The 24925-nt window shown below is 73.5% G+C and carries 24 protein-coding genes and 1 pseudogene; 6 read left to right on the forward strand and 19 right to left on the reverse strand.

Annotation, left to right across the window (positions count from 1 at the left end; all coding sequences use genetic code 11):
* Window positions 1–35: 35 nt before the first annotated feature.
* Window positions 36–2171, reverse strand: a complete 2136-nt coding sequence (locus tag SGLAU_RS01695) for a cellulose binding domain-containing protein (RefSeq protein WP_043497690.1) — start codon at window positions 2169–2171, stop codon at window positions 36–38.
* Between the two features lie 413 nt (window positions 2172–2584).
* Window positions 2585–2797, reverse strand: coding sequence for a hypothetical protein (locus SGLAU_RS01700; protein WP_159072753.1), 213 nt, complete (start codon window positions 2795–2797; stop codon window positions 2585–2587).
* A gap of 635 nt (window positions 2798–3432) precedes the next feature.
* Between SGLAU_RS01700 and SGLAU_RS01705 the strand changes: the two genes are divergently transcribed.
* Window positions 3433–4989, forward strand: coding sequence for a PQQ-dependent sugar dehydrogenase (locus tag SGLAU_RS01705; RefSeq protein ID WP_043497694.1), 1557 nt, complete (start codon window positions 3433–3435; stop codon window positions 4987–4989).
* 246 nt (window positions 4990–5235) lie between these two features.
* The gene (locus SGLAU_RS01710) at window positions 5236–6138 is read left to right on the forward strand and encodes an NAD-dependent protein deacetylase (protein WP_043497695.1); all 903 of its coding nucleotides are present in this window, start codon (window positions 5236–5238) and stop codon (window positions 6136–6138) included.
* A gap of 137 nt (window positions 6139–6275) precedes the next feature.
* Here SGLAU_RS01710 and SGLAU_RS01715 read toward each other — a convergent pair whose 3' ends face one another.
* Window positions 6276–6965, reverse strand: coding sequence for an esterase/lipase family protein (locus SGLAU_RS01715; RefSeq protein ID WP_078957551.1), 690 nt, complete (start codon window positions 6963–6965; stop codon window positions 6276–6278).
* A 303-nt stretch (window positions 6966–7268) separates the two neighbouring features.
* On the opposite strand from SGLAU_RS01715, the pseudogene SGLAU_RS01720 reads away from it, so the two are divergent.
* Window positions 7269–7683 (forward strand): annotated as a pseudogene (locus SGLAU_RS01720) (RidA family protein).
* Between the two features lie 187 nt (window positions 7684–7870).
* Here SGLAU_RS01720 and dnaK read toward each other — a convergent pair.
* The 4 genes from dnaK to SGLAU_RS01740 form a co-directional block, all read right to left on the reverse strand.
* A complete protein-coding gene (gene dnaK, locus SGLAU_RS01725) occupies window positions 7871–9733 on the reverse strand; it encodes a molecular chaperone DnaK (protein ID WP_043497700.1) in 1863 nt (620 codons plus the stop codon).
* Window positions 9734–9754: 21 nt separating this feature from the next.
* On the reverse strand, window positions 9755–10114 hold the full coding sequence (locus tag SGLAU_RS01730) for a J domain-containing protein (protein ID WP_043497702.1): 360 nt from the start codon (window positions 10112–10114) through the stop codon (window positions 9755–9757).
* Window positions 10115–10231: 117 nt separating this feature from the next.
* Window positions 10232–10411 carry a hypothetical protein gene (locus SGLAU_RS01735; protein ID WP_043497703.1) on the reverse strand — a complete coding sequence of 60 codons (180 nt, stop codon included), beginning with the start codon at window positions 10409–10411 and terminating at the stop codon, window positions 10232–10234.
* Window positions 10412–10449: 38 nt separating this feature from the next.
* The gene (locus tag SGLAU_RS01740; RefSeq protein ID WP_043497704.1) at window positions 10450–10872 is read right to left on the reverse strand and encodes an Hsp20/alpha crystallin family protein; all 423 of its coding nucleotides are present in this window, start codon (window positions 10870–10872) and stop codon (window positions 10450–10452) included.
* A gap of 332 nt (window positions 10873–11204) precedes the next feature.
* On the opposite strand from SGLAU_RS01740, the gene SGLAU_RS01745 reads away from it, so the two are divergent.
* Window positions 11205–11627, forward strand: a complete 423-nt coding sequence (locus SGLAU_RS01745; RefSeq protein ID WP_043497706.1) for an Hsp20/alpha crystallin family protein — start codon at window positions 11205–11207, stop codon at window positions 11625–11627.
* Window positions 11628–11706: 79 nt separating this feature from the next.
* On the opposite strand, the gene SGLAU_RS01750 is transcribed toward SGLAU_RS01745, so the two are convergent.
* The 4 genes from SGLAU_RS01750 to SGLAU_RS01770 form a co-directional block, all read right to left on the reverse strand.
* On the reverse strand, window positions 11707–12099 hold the full coding sequence (locus SGLAU_RS01750) for a VOC family protein (protein ID WP_043497708.1): 393 nt from the start codon (window positions 12097–12099) through the stop codon (window positions 11707–11709).
* Complete coding sequence (locus tag SGLAU_RS01755; RefSeq protein ID WP_043497709.1) at window positions 12096–12398, reverse strand: ArsR/SmtB family transcription factor; 303 nt, start codon at window positions 12396–12398, stop codon at window positions 12096–12098. The genes SGLAU_RS01750 and SGLAU_RS01755 overlap by 4 nt, the downstream gene beginning before the upstream one ends.
* A gap of 80 nt (window positions 12399–12478) precedes the next feature.
* Window positions 12479–13054, reverse strand: coding sequence for a HEAT repeat domain-containing protein (locus SGLAU_RS36895; protein ID WP_043497710.1), 576 nt, complete (start codon window positions 13052–13054; stop codon window positions 12479–12481).
* Between the two features lie 1298 nt (window positions 13055–14352).
* Complete coding sequence (locus SGLAU_RS01770; protein WP_043497715.1) at window positions 14353–14826, reverse strand: winged helix-turn-helix transcriptional regulator; 474 nt, start codon at window positions 14824–14826, stop codon at window positions 14353–14355.
* 116 nt (window positions 14827–14942) lie between these two features.
* Between SGLAU_RS01770 and SGLAU_RS01775 the strand changes: the two genes are divergently transcribed.
* Window positions 14943–16283, forward strand: a complete 1341-nt coding sequence (locus tag SGLAU_RS01775) for an MFS transporter (protein ID WP_078957552.1) — start codon at window positions 14943–14945, stop codon at window positions 16281–16283.
* A gap of 25 nt (window positions 16284–16308) precedes the next feature.
* On the opposite strand, the gene SGLAU_RS01780 is transcribed toward SGLAU_RS01775, so the two are convergent.
* The 3 genes from SGLAU_RS01780 to SGLAU_RS01790 form a co-directional block, all read right to left on the reverse strand.
* Window positions 16309–16749 (reverse strand): OsmC family protein, encoded by a 441-nt coding sequence (locus SGLAU_RS01780; RefSeq protein WP_043497717.1) that lies wholly within the window; start codon window positions 16747–16749, stop codon window positions 16309–16311.
* A gap of 61 nt (window positions 16750–16810) precedes the next feature.
* Complete coding sequence (locus tag SGLAU_RS01785; RefSeq protein WP_043497718.1) at window positions 16811–17443, reverse strand: VOC family protein; 633 nt, start codon at window positions 17441–17443, stop codon at window positions 16811–16813.
* A 90-nt stretch (window positions 17444–17533) separates the two neighbouring features.
* A complete protein-coding gene (locus tag SGLAU_RS01790) occupies window positions 17534–18184 on the reverse strand; it encodes a DUF4360 domain-containing protein (RefSeq protein ID WP_043497720.1) in 651 nt (216 codons plus the stop codon).
* Between the two features lie 252 nt (window positions 18185–18436).
* Here SGLAU_RS01790 and SGLAU_RS01795 point away from each other — a divergent pair, with 252 nt between their 5' ends.
* Window positions 18437–19444, forward strand: a complete 1008-nt coding sequence (locus SGLAU_RS01795; protein WP_043497722.1) for a BtrH N-terminal domain-containing protein — start codon at window positions 18437–18439, stop codon at window positions 19442–19444.
* A gap of 133 nt (window positions 19445–19577) precedes the next feature.
* On the opposite strand, the gene SGLAU_RS01800 is transcribed toward SGLAU_RS01795, so the two are convergent.
* The 5 genes from SGLAU_RS01800 to SGLAU_RS01820 all read right to left on the reverse strand — a co-directional run bounded on the left by SGLAU_RS01800 (window position 19578) and on the right by SGLAU_RS01820 (window position 24862).
* The gene (locus tag SGLAU_RS01800; protein WP_078957553.1) at window positions 19578–20870 is read right to left on the reverse strand and encodes a phosphodiester glycosidase family protein; all 1293 of its coding nucleotides are present in this window, start codon (window positions 20868–20870) and stop codon (window positions 19578–19580) included.
* Window positions 20871–21055: 185 nt separating this feature from the next.
* The gene (locus SGLAU_RS01805) at window positions 21056–21394 is read right to left on the reverse strand and encodes an STAS domain-containing protein (RefSeq protein ID WP_043497726.1); all 339 of its coding nucleotides are present in this window, start codon (window positions 21392–21394) and stop codon (window positions 21056–21058) included.
* Window positions 21391–22665, reverse strand: coding sequence for a PP2C family protein-serine/threonine phosphatase (locus SGLAU_RS01810; protein WP_043497728.1), 1275 nt, complete (start codon window positions 22663–22665; stop codon window positions 21391–21393). The genes SGLAU_RS01805 and SGLAU_RS01810 overlap by 4 nt, the downstream gene beginning before the upstream one ends.
* On the reverse strand, window positions 22665–22967 hold the full coding sequence (locus tag SGLAU_RS01815; protein ID WP_043497731.1) for a hypothetical protein: 303 nt from the start codon (window positions 22965–22967) through the stop codon (window positions 22665–22667). Before SGLAU_RS01815 ends, SGLAU_RS01810 begins: the two co-directional genes overlap by 1 nt.
* A gap of 140 nt (window positions 22968–23107) precedes the next feature.
* Window positions 23108–24862: an NlpC/P60 family protein gene (locus tag SGLAU_RS01820; protein ID WP_043497733.1), complete on the reverse strand. Its 1755-nt coding sequence runs from the start codon at window positions 24860–24862 to the stop codon at window positions 23108–23110.
* Window positions 24863–24925: the final 63 nt, after the last annotated feature.

Consider the following 24925-nt stretch of genomic DNA (forward strand, 5'->3'; position numbering starts at 1 on the left):
GACGGGCCGCCGCCGGCCCGCCTGCCGGCGGGCTGTCAGCCGGCAGAGCAGACGGCGCCGTTGAGGCGGAAGGACGCCGGATCGGGGTTGGGCCCGTCATTGGCGCCGACGAACCCGAAGGAGGCCGTCGACGCGCCGCCCGGGGCCAGCGGGCCGGCGCCCTCGGGCGCGGTCACCCGTACGTGCCGGCCGGTCTGGTGGAAGGTGGCGCTCCAGCCCGAGGACACCGACTGGCGGTCGGTCGGCCAGTCCCAGTCCACGGTCCAGCCGGTGATCGGGGCGTCCGAGAGGTTGCGCACGGTGACCGTGGCCACGAAGCCGTTCCCCCAGCTCGTGTCCCGGTGATACGACACCGCGCAGGCGGCGTCCGTCGGGGTGCCGGTGGTGAAGGTCAGCGGGTCGGACGGGGCGGAGAGCCGTCCCGAGGCGTCCGCCGCCAGCACGTTGACCGTGTGGGTGCTGCCCGGGGGCAGGTTCCGCAGGGTCACGGACGTGCCGGTGGTCTCGCCGACCAGGCGGGTGTGGGCGCCGTCGCGCTCCTGGACCAGGTAGCGGACGGCACCCGGTGCGCCGTCCCACGACAGGCGTGCGGTGGTGTCGGTCACCGCCTCGGCCCTCGGGGTGCCCGGGGCCGCGGCGGCCGAGGCCCCGGGTCCGGTGCCGGGCCGCGGGGTGAGGGTGACGGTGAGCATCCCGTAGGGCGGCACGACGACCTGGGAGGCGGCCTCCGGTCCGGCGGTCACCTCGGTGATGTCGCTGTCGCCGCGGGCGTAGCGGCTCACCTCGGGCGCGGCGGCGGAGGGGACGAAGCCCGCGTAGTCGAGGTCCACGGTGCGTGCCGCGTCCGGGTTCTTGTTGATGAGCAGGACGCTCAGCCGGCCGTCGCGACGGTGGTGCACGGCGTGCGCCGACACGTCCTGGGCGGAGGACGCGGTGGCGACCATGGTGTCGCCGGCGGTGCCCAGTTCGCCGGTCATCTTCATGCCGTAGTAGGGGTGGAACGGCGTGTTGGGCGCCGGTTCGCAGACGTCACCGGTGCAGGCGCCGCTGGAGAGCATCCCCATGTCGCCGTAGTCGGTCTCGCCGTCGACGGTGGTGATCCGGCCGGCGCCGTTGTGGGTGTTCCACCAGTCGACGGTGAACACCCCGTTCTCCAGCGCCGTCATGAAGGCGTCGGCGGCGAACAGGCCGTTGGGGCGGGCGGTGAGCCGGGCGCCGCCCGTGTTGGTGTTGATCTCGGTGAGGGCGATGCCGATGCGCGCCGAGTCGGCCCCCGCGTACCGGTCGATCTGGTTGCGCACCTCCCGCAGTTCGCCGGGCAGCCGGGTCAGCCGGGTCATGGCGTCCTGGGCGGAGGTGTCGGACCCGCCCGCGTACCAGTGCACGCTCACGAAGTCGATGACGTCGGTGACCTGGGAGAGCACGGTGTGGTTCCAGTCACCGGGGTCGCCCCCGGCGACGACGCCGTCCGGCCAGTGGCCCGGGGTGGTGAGCACCGCGCCGATCTTGATCGTCGGATCGACAGCCTTCATGGCCGCGGCGTAGGCACGGACCTGACGGGCGTACTCGCGCGGGCTCTTGTCCTCGTGCTCGTCGTGCTCCCAGCCGCTGCCGTAGTGGCCGTTGCCGTAGATCTCGTTGCCTATCTCCCAGTACTCGGCGTCGTAGTCCTTGGTGACGTTGGCGTAGCGGACCCAGCCGGCCGCCTCCTCGGGCGTGCCGGAACCGTAGTTGGCGATCAGGATCGGCTGCGCGCCGGTGGCGCGGACGGTGCCCATGAAGGCGTCGAAGCCGGTGCCCGGGGCGACGTAGCCGCCGGGTGCCGTGTGCGTCTCCCAGTGGTAGATGTCCGCGTAGGAGCCGCCGGGGTAGCGCATCGCCCCGACGTCGGCCGCCTTCATCAGCGTGGCGACCTCGGGATCGTTCATGTGCGAGTCCCAGATCGCGGCGTTGACGCCACGGGCGACGTCGGTCAGGCGGCCCAGCGCCGCCTGGGTGTTGACCCGGACGACGGTGTCCGCGGCGGCCGCCGCGGGTGACGCGGCCGCGGCGGGGCCGGCGGCGCCCGACGGGGACAGCAGGGCGAGCGCGGCGGACAGCACGGCGGCGGTGCGCGCGAGGAGGCGGAGACCGGCGCCGGCCGGCCGGCCGGGTCTGTGCAGGGGTGGCATGGGGGTCCTCCCTGGGAGTTCCGGCGCAGCGGCGGGCCGCGGTCACCGGACCGTACGGGGATGCGGCGTGCGGGGCGGGGCGTGCGTGCATGCGGCGTGCGGGGCGGGCGTGGACGCGTTGCGGTCGTGCACGGGCGGGCCGTCGACCGGATCCCGCCGGTGGGAGCGCTCCCATGATGGGGACGGGGTGACGTCCTGTCAACGCGTCCGGGCATCCCCCCGGGATCTTCGGCCGCCGCGGCGCCGCCCCCCCCTGCGGCGCCCACCCCTCTTGTCCAGTACGGACACCGGGGGTTGTCCTGGTTCAGCAACCTCGGGACGGGGCAGGCCGTCTCGCCCGCAGAAAGTGAGCGGGGTGCCTCGGTGGTTCCCGGCGCCGGTGGACGACTCGGCACCGGGCTCAGCGGTCGCGGCTACTGATCGACGCCGCCGAGACTTCGATAGAGGGCGGCCAGAGCGGCGCACACCCCCACGGTGCCCCCGAATGTGCTTCCGGCGCGCTGGAGAACCTCGGGCCAGTCGGCGCCTGTGGACCGCGCGCCCCATGCGGCGACCAGGGCGACCAGGGCGGACGACACCACCACCAGACCGGTCACCAACAAGCAGACCACCCTTTTGTTGCCCATCTTCACCCCTCTACCGCTCGGCTGATCGCTCCTTTGGGGGCCCTTTCATCCGACGAAGACATGACTGGGATTCAGACAGAATATCCAATGGCAAGTCAAAAGCTGCGATAAACCACATATAGTTCGTAACCCTTTTCGGCGGCCCAGCGGTCTGCTTCGGACAGGGCCGACACCTTGTCAGGTGGTGCGCCGGAACGCGTCCTTGCCGGCGTGCGCCGCTCGAACACGCGCCGCATACCACCGGCGAGACGGGTGACCGCCCACCCGCGACACGGGCGACCGCCCACCCGCGACACGGGCAGCATCAGCCGCGCGTCATGAAGGCGAAGACGATCGACGGGACGGCCGGAAGTTGCGGCAGGGGCCTGGTGTGACGGCGGGGAAAGCGGATACCGTCGCGGGCAGCGCATCGCAGGACGGACTCGTGGGCCCGGCCCGTACGCCCCGGTCCCGTCCGCACCGGCCGGGTCGACCCGCCGGCCCGACTCGGCCGGTCCGCTCCGGCCCGAGCCCGCCCCGCCCTCCTCCGCCCGCGACCGCTCACGGCCGGCGAGGCCGGCGGAGTCGTGGCCCGCTCGCGCTGTGATCCAAGGAAGCGCAACCGCCCCGCAAGCGTCCTCGCTCCTGGAGCCGACATGTTACGACGTCACTGGACCCGCCCCCTCGCCCTCGTCTTCCTGCTGGGGCTGCTCGCCCCGCTGCCGCCCTCCGCCGCGGCGGCTGCTCCGGCCACCGTTCCGGAGACCACCGCGTCGCCGCCCGCGGCGCCGGACACGGCGACGACGGTGCCCCTGCCGTCGCTCAGCGCGACCACCACGCAGGTCGCCCACGGGCTGCGGCGCCCCACCGCGCTCGCCGCCCCCGACGACGGCACCGGCCGCCTGTTCATCACGGAGAAGCCCGGCACCGTCCGCGTGTACCACCCGGACACCGGTCTCGCCGGAACCCCTCTGATCGACATCACCTCGGCCGTCGACGAGTCGGGCAACGAGCGCGGCCTGCTCGGCATCGCCCTGCCGCCCGACTTCGCCGAGAGCCAGGACGTCTACCTTGCGTACACCGCCCTGCCCGACGGCGCGGTCACCCTGGCCCGCTACCGGCTCGACGAGTCCCGGCTGGAGGTCCTGCTCGCACAGGAGCACGCCGAGTACAGCAACCACAACGGGGGTCAGCTCGCCTTCGGCCCCGACGGCCACCTGTACTGGAGCATCGGCGACGGCGGCGGCTCCGCCGACCCGCTGCGCGCCGGTCAGCGACTGGACACCCTGCTCGGCAAGATCCTCCGCATCGACGTCGGCCGCACCTGCGGCGCGCTCGCGTACTGCGTCCCCGCCGACAACCCCTTCGCCGGCACCGCGGGCGCCCGCCCCGAGATCTGGCTGTACGGGCTGCGCAACCCGTGGCGGTTCTCCTTCGACCGCGCCGACGGCTCGATGTGGATCGGAGACGTCGGCCAGGGCCGCTGGGAGGAGGTCGACCATCTCGCGCCGGGGCGGGGCGGGGCGAACCTGGGCTGGTCCTGCTACGAGGGCCTGGAGCGGTTCGAGGGCGGCACCTGCCCGCCGGGTGAGGAGTACACGAAGCCCGTCTTCACCTACTCCCCCTACACCGGCGGCTGCTCCGTCATCGGGGGGCACGTCTACCGGGGCTCTCGGTACGCCGGCCTGGTGGGCGGCACGTACATCGCGACCGACTACTGCTCGTCCACGGTGTGGGCGCTCCGGCCCGACGGCAGGGGCGGCTACGAGCAGGCCGAGATCGGACAGATGCCCACCCAGGTCACATCGATCGGGACGACGGCCGAAGGCGAGTTCTACGTGGTGAACGACCTGCCCGGCGGACTGCACAAGGTCTCGTTCGAACGGCAGGAGCCCACCTGCCGCGTCGATCGCGCCGTACGCTCCTGGGGCACCGGGACGACGGTCGAGCTCACGGTCACCAACACCGGAACCACCGCCGTGAACGGCTGGACCCTCGAATTCCCGCTCGCCCTCGGCCAGACCGTCGTCTCCGACTGGAACACGGACCTCACCCAGCTGAGCAACACCGTCACGGCGGTCAACGCGCCGTACAACGCCACGATCGCGCCCGGCGCGAGCATCACCCTCGGGTATGTCGCCGGCCACACCGGTGACGCCTCGGCGCCGCCCCGGTTCATGCTGAACGGCGACGCCTGCGCCATCGGCCGCTGAGCCCCCGCCGTACCGGAACGGGGAGCGCCCCGAGGGAAATGGGAGCGCTCCCCCACCCGTGCCGCGGGTGCGGGAGCTTCGCGGCCGGCTCCCGCCCCCCTGGTGCGGTCCGCCCCTCGCAGCACGGTGCGGACCGGCTCCACGGTGCCGCGGTTCGCGGTGGTCTCCGCGGCGCCGCGGCTCGGGCGGGTCTCCCCGCGGCGCCGCGGCTCGTCGGCGCGAGTGCCGCTTCCGTACCCTGGCGGCATGCGCATGCGCCCCACTCTGAGCTGGACGCCCACCGAGGACCTGCCGCCGGGCACCACGGATCCGGGGCCCGTCGCCGACGCGCTGGGCGGCGGCGGTGTGCTGGTGCTCAGCGGGGCGGGCATCTCCACGGAATCGGGTATCCCCGACTACCGGGGCGAGGGCGGGAGCCTGAGCCGGCACACGCCGATGACCTACCAGGAGTTCACCGCCGACGCCCGGGCCCGGCAGCGCTATTGGGCGCGCAGCCACCTCGGCTGGCGCACCTTCGGGCGCGCCCGCCCCAACGCCGGGCACCGCGCCGTGGCCGCGTTCGGGCGGCACGGCCTGCTGTCGGGGGTCGTCACCCAGAACGTCGACGGCCTGCACCAGGCCGCCGGCAGCGAGGGTGTCGTGGAGCTGCACGGAAGCCTGGCCCGGGTCGTCTGCCTGTCCTGCGGCGCCGTGAGCCCCCGCCGCGAGCTGGCCGGGCGGCTGGAGGAGGCCAATCCCGGCTTCGCGCCGGTGGCCGCGGGGATCAATCCGGACGGTGACGCCGACCTCACGGACGAGCAGGTCGGGGACTTCCGTGTGGTGCCCTGCGCGGTCTGCGGCGGCGTCCTCAAGCCGGACGTGGTGTTCTTCGGCGAGGCCGTGCCGCCGCGGCGGGTCGAGCACTGCCGCGAGCTGGTCCGGAGGGCGCGCTCGCTGCTGGTCCTCGGTTCCTCGCTCACGGTGATGTCCGGGCTCCGGTTCGTCCGCCAGGCGGCTCAGGCCGGGACGCCGGTGCTGATCGTCAACCGGGACCCGACACGCGGCGACCGGCACGCGCTCACCCGGGTGGAACTCTCCCTGGGACCGGCTCTCACGGCGGTGGCCGGCCGGCTGGGCATCGCCGTCGACGACCGGCCAGCGGCCGGGTGAGGGCGTTCGTCCCTCACCCGGCCGCCATACGGTTCCCGAGTGCGCGTCCTTGTTCGACCGGCCCTCGCACCTGACCCACGCGGCCGGACACCGAGACGGTCGCTTCCCGGTCGCGGTCGCGTGGTCGCCGGCTGCCGCTAGCTGTTGATGCGGTCCCTCGTCTGGGCGTAGACCGTCGCGTCGGTGAGCAGGGCGGAGTGGCCGAGGCAGGCGGTGCGGGTGTTGACCGCGCCGGACAGGGAGACGGAGCTGTCCGGGTTGATCACCGCGTCGCACGGCGACCACCAGGTGGCGTAGCGGGAGGAACCCGGCGTCTCGTCACCGGAGTTGAGGGCGGTCAGGAAGCCGGAGCCGGTCCGCATCTCGGTGCAGGAGGTGTCGAAGCAGCTGTTGGCGCTGTCGGTCCCGTGGTTCGGGCCGCCCAGGGACACCCAGGCGTCGACCTTGGACGTCCCGCCGAGGTTCTTCAGGTAGTGGCGCGAGGACAGTCCGCCCATGGAGTGGCTGACGATGTCGACCTGGTCGGCGCCGGTCGCCGCGAGCAGGCGGTCGATCTCGGCGGACAACTGCCCTGCGGTGGTGGCGTTGGACTGGCGCCAGTCGTAGCTCCAGCGGGACAGGTGGGAGGCCGGCCAGCCGTCGGCCGTGAAGCGGTCGGCCATGGTGTTCCAGTTGCTGCCGTCGCCGCTGTAGCCGTGGACGAAGACGACGGGGTGGCTGGTGGCGTGGAACGCGGCGGCGCCGGATGCCTGGGCGGGGCTCGGCGTGTGCAGGGCGAGCAGGGCGCCGGAGGTCACGGCGGCCGCGGACACGAGGGTTCTGTTCACGAAAGGCCTCACGGAGTGCGGTTCGGGCGGCGCTCGACGGCGCTGGTGACGTGACTGCGCGGGGCGTCTCCCGGGTTGCGGGGGCCGTTGTGCGGGCGTGCGGGAGGCCGGCCGTGCAGCCGGGCCACCGCGGCCGAGGAGAGGGGGCGTTGAGGGTGACGTGAGCCTACTGGCCGGTATCCACCGGTGGTCAAGGGGTGTGCACGGCCCGGCCGCCGGTCGCGGAACGGCCGGTGGGCGCGGCGCGTTCGCAGGAACGGTCACCGGCGGGTGACCGACCCCGGCCTGAGGGAGTGCCCCGCCGTGACCGACGACCAGCGCATTATCACCAACCCCGCCACCCTGCACGACCCCTCCCCCTTCGGTTACAGTCACGCCGTCTCGGCCCCGGGCGAACTCGTCTTCATCGCCGGCCAGTACGCCTCCGACGCGGCCACCGGAGCGCCCGTGCCCGGCGACTTCGCCGCACAGGTCGAGCTGTCGCCGGCCCGTCTGGGCCGTGCCCTCGCGGGCGCCGGGCTCGGCTTCGAGCACGTGGCCCGGTTCGGTTCGTACATCGTCGACCACGGGCCCGGGCAAGCTGGAGGTCCTCGGGAAGGCGCTCCGCGAGGTGTTCGGTGAGCGGCTTCCGGCGCAGACGCTGAGCGGGGTGTCCGCTCTCGCGCTGCCCGGCATGCTGTTCGAGATCGACGCGGTGGCCGTGCGCCCCGCGACGTGACGGCTCGCGGTGCGCGCGGCCGGCCGGTCACGGCGTCCGCCGGGCCGGTGGTGCCGGCGGCGCGGCGGGCACCGGCTCCCCCGGAGGCATACGCGCTCCCGGGAGCGAGCCTCGGGGCCGGCCACTCCCGGGCTCGCTCCGCTCGGGGCGGCGCCGGGATCGGTGCCGCCCCCGCCGGCGGGCGTCCTCAGACGGCCTGCGACCTGTCGTCGTCGACGATCTCGGCGTCCACCACGTCGTCGTCGCTGCCGCCGGACGGGCCGCCCGCGGACGCACCGGTGCCACCCGCCGGCTGCTCGGCGCGGGACTTCTCGTACAGGGCCGTGCCGATCCTCTGCGCGGCCTGCGCGGCATGGTCGATCGCCTGCCGGATCGCCGCGGTGTCGTCTCCCTTCAGCTTCTCCTTCAGGTCGGCCAGCGCCGTGTCCGTCTCGCTCCGGGCGGCGGCCGGGATCCGGTCCGCGTGGTCCGTGAGCAGCTTCTCCGTCGAGTAGACGAGCTGCTCGCCCTGGTTGCGGGTCTCCGCCGCCTCACGCCGCCGGCGGTCCTCCTCGGCATGCTGTTCGGCCTCGCGGACCATGCGGTCGATGTCGTCCTTGGGCAGCGCGGATCCGCCGGTCACCGTCATCTCCTGTTCCTTGCCGGTGCCCAGGTCCTTGGCGGAGACGTGCATGATGCCGTTGGCGTCGATGTCGAACGCCACCTCGATCTGCGGCACCCCGCGCGGCGCCGGGGCGATGCCGGTCAGCTCGAACATGCCGAGCTTCTTGTTGTACGCCGCGATCTCCCGCTCGCCCTGGTAGACCTGCACGGTCACCGAGGGCTGGTTGTCCTCGGCGGTGGTGAAGACCTCCGAACGCCGGGTGGGGATCGTGGTGTTGCGCTCGATCAGCTTGGTCATGACGCCGCCCTTGGTCTCGATGCCGAGGGACAGCGGGGTGACGTCCAGCAGCAGGACGTCCTTGACCTCGCCCTTCATCACGCCGGCCTGGAGCGAGGCGCCGATGGCGACGACCTCGTCGGGGTTCACGCCCTTGTGCGGCTCCTTGCCCGTCAGCTCCTTCACCAGGTCGGTGACGGCGGGCATCCGGGTCGAGCCGCCGACGAGGACGACGTGGTCGATGTCGGAGACCTTGATCCCGGCGTCCTCGATCGCGCTGTGGAACGGGCCCTTGCAGCGCTCCAGCAGATCGGCGGTGAGCTGCTGGAACCGGGCGCGGGTCAGCTTCTCGTCCAGGTGCAGCGGCCCTTCGGCGGAGGCGGTGACGTAGGGCAGGTTGATGGTGGTCTCGGTCGCGCTGGACAGCTCGATCTTCGCCTTCTCGGCCGCCTCGCGCAGCCGTTGCACGGCCATCTTGTCCTTGGCCAGGTCGACGCCGTGGTTGTTCTTGAACTTCGTGACCAGGTGGTCCACGATCCGCTGGTCCCAGTCGTCACCGCCCAGCCGGGTGTCACCGTTGGTGGCCTTCACCTCGATGACGCCCTCGCCCATCTCCAGGAGCGACACGTCGAAGGTGCCGCCGCCCAGGTCGAAGACGAGGACCGTCTGGTCGTTCTCCTTGTCGAGCCCGTACGCGAGCGCCGCCGCCGTCGGCTCGTTGATGATCCGCAGGACGTTCAGGCCCGCGATCTCACCGGCCTCCTTGGTGGCCTGCCGCTGTGTGTCGTCGAAGTACGCCGGCACGGTGATCACCGCGTCCGTGACGTCCTCTCCCAGGTACGTCTCCGCGTCGCGCTTCAGTTTCTGCAGCACGCGCGCGGAGATCTCCTGCGCGGTGTACCGCCTGCCGTCGATGTCACCGTGGTCCGGGAACCGCCAGGCGTGGTCGCCCATGTGCCGTTTGACCGAACGGGCGGTGCGCTCGACGTTGGTCACCGCCTGGCGCTTGGCCACCTCGCCGACGAGTACCTCGCCGTTCTTGGCGAAGGCCACGACCGACGGCGTGGTGCGGGCGCCCTCCGTGCTGGTGATGACGGTGGGCTCGCCGCCCTCCAGGACCGAGACCACCGAGTTCGTCGTACCGAGGTCGATTCCGACCGGCCGTGCCATCTGTGCTCTCCCTCCTCGTCGTCACCGCCCCGGTTCCCACCGGACGGGGCCCGCGCGCAGCGGCGGCTCGGGACGGGCGGGCCCGAGGACCACGAGATGCCTCCGCGCGGGCCGCGCGGAGGGGGTGACGGGCCCGCGCTCGTCCGTCCCGCCGCGGACGGACCGGTACGTGCGGTCGTGGGCGGCGCGCCGGCGCGGATCGCGGAGGATCTCGTACGCCGCCCGCACCTCGCCGAACCGTTCGGCGGTGGCCGCGTCCACGCGGACGTCCGGGCGCAGTTCCCGGACCCGGGCGCGGAAGGCGGAGGTGATCGCCTCCGCTGTCGCCGTGGGGTCCAGCCCCAGCACCGCGTAGGGGTCCGCTCGCCTCGGGGTGCGCATCCCGGCCACCTCCTCGACCGCCGCGGGCTGTGGTGCCCGGAACCGGCTTGCCTATGGTTCCGAGATAAAACTTGAGCCGAGCCCTGTCAAGGCTCGGCTCAGGTCCGCGTGTGGCCGCTATGCCGTCTCGCAGCGGTCCCCGGCGCTCAGAACCGTCCGCAGCCGTTCGAAGCGATCGAGGTCCTCCCAGGTGTCATGGTCGGGCGGGCCGGGGTTGCGGCGTGCGGTGCTCCAGGCCCAGGCACTGGCGGTGAGGCCGGCGGCGAACGGGACGAGCAGCCACAGCAGGGCGCCCACGGGTCAACCTCCTTCGGCGTGACGGAACGGGTGCCGGCTCAGGACGTCAGCTGCTTCGGGCCGCCGCCCGAGATGGCGATCTTGCGGGGCTTGGCGTGCGCGGCCAGCGGGATGCGCAGGGTGAGGACACCGTTGTCGTACGCCGCCTCGGCCGCCTCGGTGTCCAGCGCGTCGGACATCGTCAGGTGACGGGTGAACCGGCCGGTGGGGCGCTCGGCGAGCAGCGCCCGGGCCTGGGCCGGGATCGAGGAGGGGCGCTCGGCACTCAAGGTCAGCGTGTCGCGCTCCACGGTCAGCTCGATGCTGGAGCGGTCCATGCCGGGCAGGTCGAACTCGACGTAGATCGCCTCGTCGTCGCGCCAGGCGTCCGCCGGGATGACGGTGCCGGCCGGGGCGGCGGCGCGTGCGAGCTGACGCGTGAGCCGGTCGAGGTCTCCCGAAGCGCCGGTGCGCGCAAGCATTCCCACTTCTCCCTTCACTGGAACGAAGACTGCTACCGGGTATAGCCGATCGACAGAACCTTGACAACTTTCCACTGGGTGAAGTTGACAGCGGGCGACTCAACCCAGGCCCCTTTACCCCCTGACTGGGGCCAGACCGCCGCGCGAACCCGCCGATCCCGGGCACCGATCGCCACCCGGCCTGGATGCGCCCCTGTCGACGTCCGGTCAGTCGAGCGGCGGGATCGGCGGACGCGGGAAAAAAACTTGAGCCTAGAGATGTCAACATTCCGGCGATGTGCTATATCAGAAGTGGAGCGTCGAGCGGAGACGACACCAAGGAGGGATGAGGAATGCTGATGCGTACGGATCCCTTCCGCGAGCTGGACCGGCTCGTCGATCGGGTCTGGGGCACGGCCGCGCACCCGGCCGGCATGCCGATGGACGCCTGGCGCGAGGGTGACACGTTCTTCGTGGAGCTGGATCTGCCGGGCGTGGACCCGGAGTCCGTCGACCTGGATGTCGAGCGCAATGTCCTGACCGTGCGGGCCGAACGCAGGCCGACGTACGGCGACGACACCGACACGGTGATCACCGAGCGGCCCGCGGGGACGTTCAGCCGCCAGCTGTTCCTCGGCGACACCCTCGACACCGAGCGGATCGACGCCTCCTACGAGGCAGGCGTGCTGAAGCTGCGGATCCCGGTCGCCGAGCAGGCGAAGCCGCGCAAGATCGCCATCAGCGGCGGCAGCGACCGCAGGGAGATCAGCGGCTGACCGCACGGTCGGACCGCTCCCCCTTCGCAGTCCGATCCCGGCAGGGCCCAGGCGGCGGCAGCCTGGGCCCTCGCCCTGTTCACCGGGGCTTGGTGGCGATCTGGATCAGGTTTCCGCAGGTGTCGTCGAAGACCGCGGTGGTGACGGGACCCATCTCCAGTGGCTCCTGGGTGAAGCGGACACCGAGGGCCCGCAGCCGCTCGTACTCCGCCCGCACGTCGTCCACGGCGAACTGCGCGAGCGGGATGCCCTCCTCCACGAGCGCGTCGCGGTAGACCCCGACGGCGGGATGGCCGGCCGGTTCGAGGAGGAGTTCGGTCCCCTCGGGCTCCTCGGGCGACACGACGGTCAGCCAGCGGTCCTTCTCGCCCATGGGGACGTCGTACTTCTTCACGAAGCCGAGCACCTCGGTGTAGAACCGCTCCGCTCTCGCCTGGTCGTCGACGAAGACGCTGGTCAGATGGATCTTCATGGTGTGCGCTCTTCCGGTTCGGGGGTGTCGTGGGTGGGCCATCGCTCGGTGATCTGCCGCAGCGGGGCGGTGTTCAGGTCGTGGAACTTGTAGCGGCCCTCGCGCCTGGTCTCCACGAGCCCGGCGGCCTCCAGCACGGCGAGGTGCTGCGAGACCGCCTGGCGCGAGATGCCGAGCCGGTGCTTCATGCTCAGCCGCGCGCAGATCTCGAACAGTGTCTGTCCGGACTGCTCCGTGAGCTCGTCGAGGATGGTGCGTCTGGTGGGGTCCGCCAAGGCTTTGAAGAGGTCGTCGGGCACACCCCCACCATAGGCAAGTGCACACTTGCATATCAAGTGGGGGGCGCACCCCCGCCCCGCGAGGCAGGGGCAAGGGGTGGTCAGCGCGCCGGTCGCGGCCACAGGGGGAGCGAGTCCCCGGCACCGGGACCGGCGTCGCGGTGGACCGGGCGGGTCATGGCGGGCTTCCAGGACTCGTGAGGGGGCTCAGCCAGGAGCCCCACCGGTCGTGGCCGCCTCGGCGCAGACGGCGGAGACGGGCAGCAGCGGCAGGCGCCCCGCCGCCGGCTCCGGTTCCGTTCCAGGAGGAGTTCCACCCGCGCCCGCACGTCCTCGCGCGGGCTGTCGAGCAGGTTCCGCAGGAGGCGGGGCGTTCCGCGGAGCGCGCCGAGGGCGCTGCCGCGCACGCCGGGGTCCGGGTCGTCGGCGAACGGCACGAGCGCGTCGTCGGGCAGGGCGCCGAGCATGCGCAGCGCGGACAGGGCGCGGGCGCGGACCCCGGCATGCGGGTGCCGCAGGAGGGGGCGCAGCAGGGCCGCGTCCTCGGCATGCCCCTGCTCGGCGAGGCCGAGGACCGCCGCCGGGACGACGGTGGCCGGGTCGGCGCACAGTGCGCGGTGGTGCGCGCGGATGTCGTACCCCTCCGCCCGCAGCTCCCGGCAGGCCGTCGCGCGCACTCGCGCGGAGAAGTGCCGTCAGGTACCGGGGCAGTTCGCCGCCGCGCCCGGCGCGCCGCAGTCGGCTCACGGCGGCGGAGCGCACGAAGGTGTCCCGGGCGGCGAGCAGGCGGTCGAGGACCACGTCCCCGTCCGGGTGGGCGAGGACGGCCGCGCAGGCGTGGCGCCGGATCTTCCGGTATCGGTGGGCGGCGGCGAGAGCGGCGAGGTCGCCGACGGGGAGGAAGCCGGCCTCGACGGCGGTCGTGAAGGTGGTGAGGCGGAGGCCGTAGGCGCGGTCGTCGTCGAGGTGGGCGAGGAAGCGGGCCCTGGCACCGTCCAGGACCGTCTGCTGTCCGGAGGCGAGCGCGAGCCGTATCGCGGTGCGCACGCCCACCGCGCGCACGCCCTCGTCGCGGTCCTGCTCGGCCACCGCCCACACCCGTTCCATGGCCGGCAGCCCGTACTCGGCGGCCGCCGCCAGGCCGGCGAGCCGGGACTCCCGGTCGTTGTCCGCCAGGAGGCGGGCGAGCACCTCCTCGGGGAGTCCCCCCAGGCGCCCCAGGACGGCCTCCCAGGCCCAGGCCCCGTACCGCCACCGCTTGCCCAGCAGGACGGCCAGGGACGCCAGCCGGCGCGGCAATGCCTCGTCGGCGCCGGCGAGCACACGGCCGAGGACGGCGCGCGCGAGGGTCCGCACGCGGTCGTCGGTGTCCGCGCTCCGGATCAGGACCAGCGGCAGGACGGAGGCGGGCAGGTCCGCCGACTCGTCGAGGGCCAGCGCCGCCGCACGGACGCGGGGATCCCCGTGACAGAGGCACAGGGCGATCTCGGACTCGGTGGGCGGCAGGCTCCAGGACGGTGCCCCGGTGCCGCCGGGACCCTCCTGCCAGTACGGGGCCCGGCGCCAGTCCGCGATCTCCCGGGTGTCCACCGACCGGAAACCGACACGTCTCCAGCAGCGCGTCCCGGCACCGAACACCGTGTCGTGGGTGGCCCAGTGGACGCCGCGGTCGAGCCGGACCCAGTCCTCGGCCCCGCCTGCTCCGGCCGCGGACTCCACGCCCTTGCCGTGGAGCAGCCGCTCGGAGGGGTCGTAGAGCTTGGTGGGGCCGAGGCCGTACGTGGTCATGCGCGACTGTAGCCCGGTCACCCGCCCCGCCCACCAGCGGATTTCCGGCAGGCGGACGGGCTTCGGCCCCGCAGGCGACGCGTGTCCGTGGCCGAGGGGCCGGCAGGCCGGGCACGGGGTGCCGGTACGCCCGGAACGCCGAACGCCTGGAACGCCCGCCGCCCCGCACCCGCCGCCGGTCCGCCGTCTAGCCCTCGGACCGGGTGCCCCCCGCCTCCCGCACCTTCTCCACGACCGTGTCCTCCGGCCCCACCGGCCGTCCGTCCGCCGCCTGGACCCGTACCGGCGGCAGCGGGCGGCCGGTACGGCGGTCCAGCAGGCGCGAGTGCTGTTCACCGGGGGCGAAGCACTGCTCCTCACCCCACTGGCGCAGGGCGACGATCACCGGGAACAAGGCGCGGCCCTTGTCCGTGAGGAGGTACTCGCGGCGGTTGCCGCCGTCCGGCGCGGGCACCCCGCGCAGCACCCCGGCGTCCTCCAGTGCGCGCAGCCGCGCCGCCAGGATGTTCTTGGCGATGCCGAGGCTGCGGTGGAACTCGCCGAAGCGGCGGCTGCCGTCGAAGGCGTCCCGCACGATCAGCAGCGACCACCAGTCACCGATGGCGTTCACCGACCGGGCAACGGGACAGGGGTCGGCGTCGAAACGGGTGCGGGCGACCATCGCCGGCTCCTCTCCTCCGGTCCGGCCAGCCACACGCGGCTGGTTGCAACATGCTACCGCATATGGCTACGGTCACGAGGTGGCAAGATGCAACCGAACGAAGGGCGGGCCGGGTCATGGCGATCGAGTGCTCCGATGCGGCGAGCGGGTGCGGCGGGACGGGTGGCCGCGGGACACCGGCCGCGGCGCCGGTGCCCGCGCCGCCACCGGGCTCCTCCCCCGCACCGGCCGCTCCCCCGCCCGCCCGGCTCGTTCCCCTGCTCGCCGTCGCCTCGGGCAGCTCCGTCGCCACGGTCTACTTCGCCCAGCCCCTGCTGGTGACCCTGGGCGAGCGGTTCGCGCTCGGCCCGGGACTGCTCGGCGCGATCGTCGCCGTCACCCAACTCGGTTACGCCGCCGGCCTGCTGCTGCTCGTTCCGCTCGGTGACCTGCTCGACCGCCGGCGGCTGGTCACCGGACAGCTCGGGCTGCTGGCACTCGCCCTGGTGGCCGCCGGGCTGGCGCCGGGGACGGCGGCGCTGTTCGGCGCGCTCACCGTGATCGGGCTGCTCGCCGTCGTCGCCCAGACGATGGTCGCGGCGGCGGCCGCCCTGTCCCCGCCGGCCCGGCGCGGTCGCGCCGTCGGCACGGTCACCGGGGGCATCGTCACCGGGATCCTGCTGGCCCGCGCCGCCGCCGGCGTGCTCGCCGACCTCGCCGGCTGGCGGGCGGTCTACCTGGCCGCGGCGGTCGTCACCGCGGTGCTCGCCCTGCTGCTGCGCCGTGTCCTGCCTCCGGGCGCGCCGCCCGCGGCGGTGCGGGGGACGTCGTACGGGCGGCTGGTGGTGTCGACCGTCACCCTGTTCGCCCGCCATCCGCGGCTGCGGGTCCGGGGGGTGCTCGCCCTGCTGGTGTTCGCGGCGTTCAGCACGCTGTGGAGCGGCGTGGCGCAGCCCCTGAGCGCTCCCCCGTGGTCGCTGTCGCACTCGGCGATCGGCGCGTTCGGCATCGCCGGGGCGGCCGGAGCCGTCGCCGCGGGAGTGGCCGGGCGCTGGAACGACCGAGGGCTCGCCCGGCGCACGACCGGAGTCGGCCTCGCCCTGCTCGTGCTGTCCTGGCTGCCGATCGCCCTGACCCGGCAGTCGCTGTGGGCGCTGGCGATCGGCGCCGTCCTGCTGGACTTCGCCGTGCAGGCCGTGCACGTCACCAACCAGACCCTGGTGCACGCGGTCCGCCCCGAAGCGGGCAGCAGGATCATCGGCGGCTACATGGTCTTCTACTCGGCGGGCAGCGCCCTGGGCGCCCTCGGCTCCTCCCTCGCCCACGCGTGGGCGGGCTGGCCCGCCGTGACCGCCCTCGGCACGTGCTTCAGCCTCGCGGCACTCAGCCTGTGGGCGACGACCTGCCGCACCGGGCCGGGGACCGTCCCGTCGGGCGGGACGGCCGGGCGGCCGGGGAACACGGCACCCGGGGCGTGATCTCCTCGGGGCCGCCGACGCGAGGTCAGTCCTCTTCCACGGCCACGGTGACGGGGGTGCCGCTCTCCACCGTGCGGCTGACCGTGCAGAGACGATCGTGGGAGGTCCTGACCGCGCGGGGGAGGATCGCACGGGCCCGCTCCGCGCCCTCGCCGTCCGGGAAGACCACGTGGAACGTGACCGTGAGGCCGGTCATGCGGTTGCCCAGCTCGTCGCTGATCTTGTCGCCCGTCACGGAGACCGAGAACTCGGCGGGCTCGGCGTGGCGGCTGGTGGCGACGTCGACGTCGGCGGCGCTGCAGCCCCCCAGCGCGGCGAGCAGCAGTTCCACCGGGGTGAACTCGCTGTGCGCGGCGCCGTCGGAGGCGGTGCCGAAGTGGATCGTGCCGCCACGGGCGTTGGTGGCGACGAAGTGGCCGGGGCCCGTCCGTTCGACGACGACGGAACGCTTGGAGTCTTCGCTCATGCGCCGAGCCTAGGGGGTTGTCGTCGAACGGGCCGTGGAGGGCGGTGGTGTGCCACGCGGCTCAGCCGGCCCGGGACACCGGGGCGGTGGTGTCCCAGACGAACCCGTCCGGGTCGCTGAACGGGGCGGTGGCGCCGCAGAGCACGATGCGGTGCGAACCGCTGCCCTCGGCCGGGACGCCGGCGACCTTGGCCAGGGCTCGACGCTTGTACAGGGACAGCTTGACGGTGCCCGGTCCGGCGGCGAACTCGACGTACTTGCCGCCGAAGCTCTTGCCCACGGTGAGGCCCTGCCCGACGTAGAACCGCTTGCTCGCCTTCACGTCCTCGACGCCCAGCAGCAGCACGATCTCGTCGATGTCCCGGGTGGCCGGCCCGGTGTCCTTCTTCGCCGACGTCGCGATCTGCCACACCGTGCCGTCCGGAGCCTGCACCACGGCGCCGTAGCCCCACAGCGACTTCGAGGCGGGCCGGAGGACGGTGGCACCCGCGTCGAGCGCGGCGCCGACGAGCGCGTCCACGGTGCCCGGCTGGGACACCACGAGGGACAGCGTGAAACCGCGGAAGCCGGTCGTCGGGGCCTCGGACGCGCGCAGGCGCACCCGTGCGGGGTCCAGCCCGAAGGCGGCGGAGTGGAAACGGGCGGCGGCCGCGGTGTCGGCCACCTCCAGGGTGACGAAGTCGAGGGAGTTCATGTCTTCGACCGTAGGCGGGGCCGGCCCGCCGGCGCTTCTCGAAAACTGACCGTTGCGGCCACCGCGTCCCCGCCGCCCCGGGCGGATCGCTCACCTGCCGGGGCACTCCTTCCACGCCATGTGGTACACGGTGCTGATGTCGCCGTCGGTCGAGTCCATCGTCATGAAGCTGACCCTGCCCGGCGAGGTGGTGCCCGCGTTGACGCGGATCTCCGTGTTGATGTTGAAGTTGCGCTGCACGCCGCACGGCGCCCACACCAGCTGCGCCCAGTCGGTGACGTCGGTGACCTGCCAGTTGTCGTTGTAGGCACCCGCCAGCGGGTGGGTCTTGAACGCCGTCTGCGACGAGCCCTGGAAGTAGTACGAGGCCCGCTGGACTGCCGTGGCGCCGGGCTGGAGCGAGGCGAAGCCCCGGTAGTCCGCGCTCGCGACGGCGTACGTGAAGCCCTGCGGTACGTGGACGATCAGGTTGAGCTGACAGTTCTTGCGGAACGCCGTCGGGTCGGAGTTGCCGCCGGCCTGGGCGAGGTAGTCGCTGTAGGTCACGGTGAACGCGGTGTTGTCCTCGGAGACGGCGACCGCGGCGGTGCCCGCGGGGCAGCCGGAGCCGTTCACGGTGGCGACGTTGATGACGATCTTGTCCGGCGGCGGATCGACGAACCCGGTGGAGGAGTCGTGCGCGGGCAGCGCGGCGGTGACGAGCGCGGCGACCGTGCCGCTCAGGAGCAGCCCACTTGCCATGGTCTCTCCCCTTCGTTCGGAGCGGTGGGGGGTGGACGAGCCCGGCCTTTCGGCGGGCAACTCCGTGAACAATCAGCGGAGTTGGTGTGAAGAGCCGGGGCGATGGCATCGTAGGGAGCCGCCGCGGGCCCGCCCAGGGAGGACTCCGGCCATTCACCCCGGCCCGTTCACAGCCCCGCGGCCGGGCAGGGCGGGCTCGCCGCCGTGGGCGAGTCCGCCACGGGGCATGCGAGACGAGCGGGAGGGCCAGGCATGGCAGAGGTGAGAGACATCGATGTGCGCGCCCAGCAGCACTGCGAGACGACCACGCTGGGAGTGCTGCTGCGGCACCAGGGACTCGATCTGTCCGAGCCGATGCTCTTCGGCCTGGGTGCCGGTCTGTCCTTCGTCTACTGGGACAGCAGGAACATGGGTTTCCCCTTCCTCGGCGGCCGCGTCAAACCCTTCGAACTCACCCGGAACCTGACCAGGACCCTCGGGCTGGAACTCACGGTCCAGGAGACCACGTCCCCGCGCAGGGGCTGGGAGAACGTGGCCGCCCTCATCGACGCCGGCCGCCCCGTGGGCCTCCAGCTCGACAGCTACCACCTCGACTACTTCACCTCGAAGGTGCGCTTCGGCGGCCATGTCGTCGCCATGTACGGCTACGACGACCACGACGTCCACCTGGTCGACACCGCTCAGCAGGGCGGAGCGGTGTCCACGAGCCGGGCCTCCCTCGCCAAGGCGCGAGCCGCGCGCGGTCCGATGACCGCCAGGCACCGGTCCTTCACCGTCACCGTTCCGCACGACCCGCCCTCCCTGCACGGCCGGGTCGTCTCCGCCATCACCGTCTGCGCCGACGCCTTCCTCCACCCGCCCATCGCCAACCTGGGCCACCGGGGCATCGAGAAGGCCGGCGAACGGGTGCGCGGCTGGCTCCGGCGGACCGACGACCCGCGGCGGGACCTGCCGCAGGCCGCCCTCCTGATGGAGAAGGCCGGAACGGGCGGTGCGCTGTTCCGCAACCTCTACCGCGACTTCCTCGCCGAGTGCACCCAGCTCGTCGACAGCGGCCACCTGCGCACCGGTCACCGCCTGTACGCGGAGGCGGCCACCTTGTGGACACAGGTCGCCGCGCTCATCGCCGAGGCCGGGGAGTCGGGCGACGCCCGGTGCCTCGCGCAGGCCGGCGGCATCCTCCACGACCTGTCCCGCCTGGAACGCGAGGCCATGGAGGCGCTGAGCCTGCTCGGGAGCCGGTCGGGCACGCGGTGCTGACCGCCCGTCGGCGGCATGCCTGCGGGAGGTGACCGACGGGCCGCCCCCGAGGCGCCACCGCGAGGAGCGGCTCGTGTGCCGCATCCACGGGCCGGGGGGCGGCGTGGACGCGGCTCGACGGAGGTCGCGGGCCTCAGGTCCGGCTCGGCCGGTAGGGCTCTTCCAGATAGACGAGCGCGTCGCCGACGGGGCGTTCGGTGCCGCCGCTGGGCTTGTTCACCAGGGTGCCCTGCAGGGACATGGTGGTGGAGCCGCCGCCGTCGAGGTTGACCGCGTCCCGCAGGCCCAGGGCGTGGGCCACGGCGGCGGTCTCCTTCATGGTGGTGCCGACGCTGGTCGTCATCCGGCCGTCGATGGTGGCGAGGACGATCCGGCCGCCGCGCGTGGTGCCGGCGATGGTGCGCGGGTTGCGGTCGAAGAAGCTGCCGGTGCCGTCGGGTACCACGATCTCGCCGTCCTGGGTGAGGCGGTAGCGCCCGTTCACCCCGTACAGCCCGTCGCGGGCGGGGATGCGCCGGCCGCGTTCGTCGAGGAGGTGGGAGGTGGTCCGCAGACAGCCGTCGCCCGCGACGCGCAGCAGGTCGGCGCTCTCCCGGCCGGTCGCCTGGAGGGACGTCTCCCCTACGGCCAGCGCGGTGCCGCGGGTCGTCGCGGTGCGGACGACGCAGCCCCTGCGGTCGAGGACGACCTCGGCACCGGCGCCGCTGGGCGTGGCCGGGGCGAAGTCGTGGGTGAAGCGGACGACGTCACCGGGTGAGGCGCACGTCGCGCCGGGGGCCGGCACGGCGCAGTCGGCGGGCACCACCGGCGGGTGGTTCAGGAACTCCAGGGGCAGTTCGGCTCCGGTCTCGCGGTTCTTCACCTTGCCGAACCACTTGAGCCTGCCCATGAGGGTGCGGTGGGTGCGGGCGTCCAGGACGAAGTCCGCCTCGGTGGGGTCGGTGGTGGGCTCGCTGAGCAGGCGCCCGTCGTACAGGCCGAGGCCGACCGGGTCGCCGGGGTACTGCCGGTTGGCGGTGAAGGTGAAGAACGAGGCGTTGACGCCGGCCAGCGCGCCCGTGGAGCGGACGAGGTCGGTGGTCCGCTCGGTGGCGGCGAGGTCGGGGCCGTAGGTGACGGCGAGGTGCCCGTCCGCCCGGCGCGGGTCGATCGTGAGCACGTTGACCACCCAGGGGCCGCGGGTCGTCGTGTTGATCTCGCCGGGGAGGGCGGGCTCGGTGCCGCGGACGATGCGGGTGAGGGTCACGCCGTTCGCCAGCGTCCGGGTGCTGCGCGTCTCGGCCAGGTCGGCGTCGCCCAACGGCAGCCCGGGACCGGCCGGTTCGGCGGCACCGGAGTGAGAGGTGGAGGTCAGCAGGAGCGTCAGGGCGGCAGCGGCGACCGTCACGACCCGAGCGGCAGCGGATCTCTTCGCGTTACGTGTCATGTACGGAGCATGACGGTCAGTGAGGAACGTGCCCAGCCCCTGCGCTGACGCAACGGCCGCGTACGGGTGAACCTTTGGGAGCGCACCGCCTCGACTCGGCCTGCCGGCCCACCCGTTCGGCAGCCGTCACCGGGCCCGCCCGGGGACGGTGGCCCGCCTGCCGTCCGCCGGGCGCGCCGGCCCGCTCAGGGCCGGGTGGCGGAGTCGACGTCGGGGTGGAAGGTGAGGATCTGGTCCAGGCCGACGATGTGCAGGACGCGCAGGGTGTGGTCGGGTACGGCGGCGAGCGCGAAGTCGGCCCGGGCGGCGAGGGCGTGGTTGCGGGCGGCGATCAGGGCGCTGATGCCGCTGGAGTCACAGAACGTCATGCCGCTCAGGTCCAGCACGATGCGCCGGCCCGGCTCCAGGGCGACCCCGGTGACCCGGTCCAGCAGTTCGCCGGCGTTGGTGTAGTCGACTTCACCGGCGATCTCCAGGACGGGCCCGGTGACGGCGTCTCGAAGGGTGATCTGCAGCGGGCTCATGTGGTGTGTCTCGTCTCCGTGCCGGGTGCGGGGACGCCGAGGGCGAGCAGGGCGGTGTCGTCGTCGAGGCCGTCACCGAAACCGCGCAGCAGGCCGGTGAGGGCGCCGATCACGTCGGGCGGGCGGGCGCCCGCGTGGCCGGTCACGAAGGAGAGCAGGGCCTCGTCCCCGTACAGGCGGGCGCGTCCCTCGCCGGTGCGGGCTTCGGTGAGGCCGTCGGTGTAGAGCAGGAGGGTGTCGCCGGCCGCGAGGACTGTCGTGGCGGTGGCGAACGGCGCGGCGGGCACGATGCCGACGAGGAGACCGCCCGGGGTGGGCAGGAAGGCGGCCGTGCCGTCGGCCCGCAGGACGAGCGCGGGCGGGTGGCCGCCCGAGGCGAGGCGGACGGCGGTCCGCCCCGTCGTGGCGTCGGGTTCGAGGACGCCGAACACGACCGTGCAGAAGCGCGGGTCGCCCTCGCCCGCGTAGCGCTCGTGGAGCACCTTGTTCAGCGTGGTGAGGGCGGAGACGGGGTCGGAGTCGTGCAGGGCGGCGGCGCGCAGGGTGTAGCGGGTCAGTGAGGTGACCGCGGCGGCCTGCGGGCCCTTGCCGCACACGTCGCCGAGGAAGAACCCGAAGCGCTTGCCGTCGATGGGGAAGACGTCGTAGAAGTCGCCGCCGAGCCGGTCGGGCGAGGCGGTGTGGTAGTAGGCCGCCGTCTCCATTCCCGGCACCGGCGGCAGGGCGTCGGGCAGCAGGGCCTGCTGGAGCACTGCGAGCGCTTCCTGGAGCCGGGCGCGGTCGGCCTCGGCCTGCCGGCGCGCCTCCTCGGCCGCCCTCCGGCCGCGCAGCAGTTCCTGCTCGTAGGCGCGGCGGTCGCGGGCGTCGAAGACGGTGGTGCGGATCAGCAGCGGCTCGCCGGTGCTGCCGTGCTTGACCACGGAGGAGACGAGTACGGGTATCCGGCCGCCGTCGGCCGGTGCGAGCTCCAGGGCTATGGCGCCGATCTCCCCCCGCATCCGCAGCAGGGGCGCGAAGTGCGTCTCGTGGTAGAGCCTGCCGCCCACGGTCAGCAGGTCGGTGAACCGCATCCGGCCCACGACCTCGTCCCGCTCCCGGCCGAGCCAGCCCAGCAGCGTGGCGTTGATCTTGGCGACGGTGCCGTCCATCAGGGTGGACAGGTAGCCGCACGGCGCGCTCTCGTACAGCTCCTCCGCGCTGTCCTCCAGCAGCGCGGCGAAGGCCGCACGGTCCGCGTCGCGCGGCTCGGGCTGCTGGTCCCGCGCGCACATCACGGCAGGTCCGCCAGGAACCCGGTGATCGCCTCGCCGGTGGCCCCGGGCGCGGACGGGTGCGGACGGTGCCGGGTCGGGTCGGGCGTGCCGGGCACCGAGCCGGGGATCGGCCGGTGCGCGGCCGGATCGGAGCGGCCGGATCCCATGTGGCCGAAGCGCACCGTCCGGTGCTGCTCGACCAGCGCGGGCGGCGCCGGCCGCCCCCTGTCCCGGTGACGGCCGAACCCGTGCGCCGGCGCCACCGGCCGCCCCCGCGGATTGCCGGTCGGGGTCACGTCGTCGCGCCGGGCCACTTCCATGCCAACAGTCTCCCCAGATCAAGGCCGTCGCTCCAGCGAGGGTCCGTATGACCGCATGCCCCGCCCGCCGCTCCGCAAAAGGGGAATCGCTGTGACGAAGCGTACGGCGGGCGGGAGTCCGCTGCGGGCGGGGCGCGGGCTCAGATACGGCGCACGGTGTGCAGCGTCGTCGCGTAGGTGCCGGTGCCGTCCAGCAGCGAGGGCCCTCCGAGGTCACCCATCGTCGGGCCGTTCACCGTCTTGCGGCTGGACAGGAACCGCCGCTTGCCCGCCGTGTCACGGCCCAGGTAGATGCCGACGTGATCGACGGTGACCGTCGGGTTGTCGTCCCCCGAGTCGGCGTTGAACAGCACCAGGTCGCCGGGCTGGAGCTGGGTCGCGGCGGGCGGCCCGCTGCCGTCCGTCCGGTCCACCAGCACGCCCGGCGCGTGCTGGGCGATGTCCCGTGACTTGCGCGGGAGCCGCAGCCCGGAGGTGTCCGCGCCGGCGGCGAGCGGCACGCCCATGTGGTAGCCGTACACCATCCGGGTGTAGCCCGAGCAGTCCAGGTTGCCGGCCTGCTTGCTGGACGGCCCCGTGTAGGTGCCGTCGGGGAACGTCCAGCCGGTGTTCATGTACTCGTGGAAGTCGGCGCCCTCGTACCGGTACCCCTGGGGGTCCAGGTGGCCGTAACCGGCCTCGCCGAGGACCTGCCTGCCCTGGGCGGGGCCCGTGCCCGCGGTGACGGCGCCGGCCCCGCCGAGGAACATGGCGGCGTAGGCCAGGACGTCGGGTGCCGGGGAGCCCGCCCAGGCGCGGACGGTCCGCTCCAGGGCGTCCGTCCAGGTGCCGTCGAAGGGTTCGGGCAGCAGGCGCACCCAGTCGCCGTGGGTGACGGCCGGCGGCGCGGCCCAGGTGGCGGCGGACACCTCGAAGCGGCTGACGGACAGCTTCACGGGCAGGTTGCTGCAGCCGTCGTTGGCGAGCGCGCGCAGGCCGACCCGTCCGGCGCCGAAGGCCGGGTCGCTGGTGTCGGCGGTCCACGCGGAGGGCTCGGCCGAGGCGGTGCGCCAGGCCTTGACGCGGATCCGGGTGCCCTCGCGGCGCACCCGGACGGTGAAGTCGGTGCCGGCCGCGACCGAGGTGGCGACGGTCACCGCGGGCGCGAGCGAGGTGACGGTGTCGGCGACCTCCTTCTCGACGCGCAGCTCGACGGCGCCCGTGGTCAGGAACGACAGCCGGGCGCGGTAGTTGTCGTGGGGGTTCTGGTAGCCGAAGGACAGCGCGAACGAGCAGGCCTGCCCGGCCGGCACCTTGTCGAACCGGCCGACGCAGCGCACGTCCACGTCGGTGATGTCCGCGTCGCGCAGGGTGGCGTGCCGGCTGGCGTAGTCGGTGGTGAGGCTGATGACGCCGGCGCCGGGCGTGACGGAGTAGTCCCCGGGCTCCGGGCCGAGCGTGGACCAGCTGCCGCCCCCGGGGGACGAGCCCCAGTACTGGCGCTGCTCCTCCGGGAGGGTCAGGTCCGGCAGGGTGCGCGCGAAGTCGTCGACGAAGGGGCGCTTGTTCTCGGCGAAGGTGCGCCGCGGGCCGGGCAGCAGCACGGTCCGGGCCCCGTGGGTGAGCAGGGCCACGCGCCGGCCACCGGAGGTTATCTCGGTGCGCGCCGGGGTCCCGGGCAGCACCGTCGCGGTGAGCGGACCGCCCAGGGTCAGCGCCGAGAAGTACGCGGGGTCGAGCGGTGCCAGGGTCACCGCGGACCCGGCCGTGCCGAGGGTGGGCGGGCCGGTGAGCGGGTCCACCGCGGCGACCGACGTGGCGGCCCGGGCGCCGGACGCGGCCACGGCGGTGAGCGGGAGGGAGGCGGCGGAGGCCGCGAAGGCGGCGAGCATCCGCCGCCGTGAGGTGTTGACCATGCCCACATGATCGCGTAACCCCCCGCGGGGCGGACGCGGGGACCGCCCTCGCGGCCGGGGTCA

This window comes from Streptomyces glaucescens, from assembly GCF_000761215.1.
Lineage (GTDB): Bacteria > Actinomycetota > Actinomycetes > Streptomycetales > Streptomycetaceae > Streptomyces > Streptomyces glaucescens_B.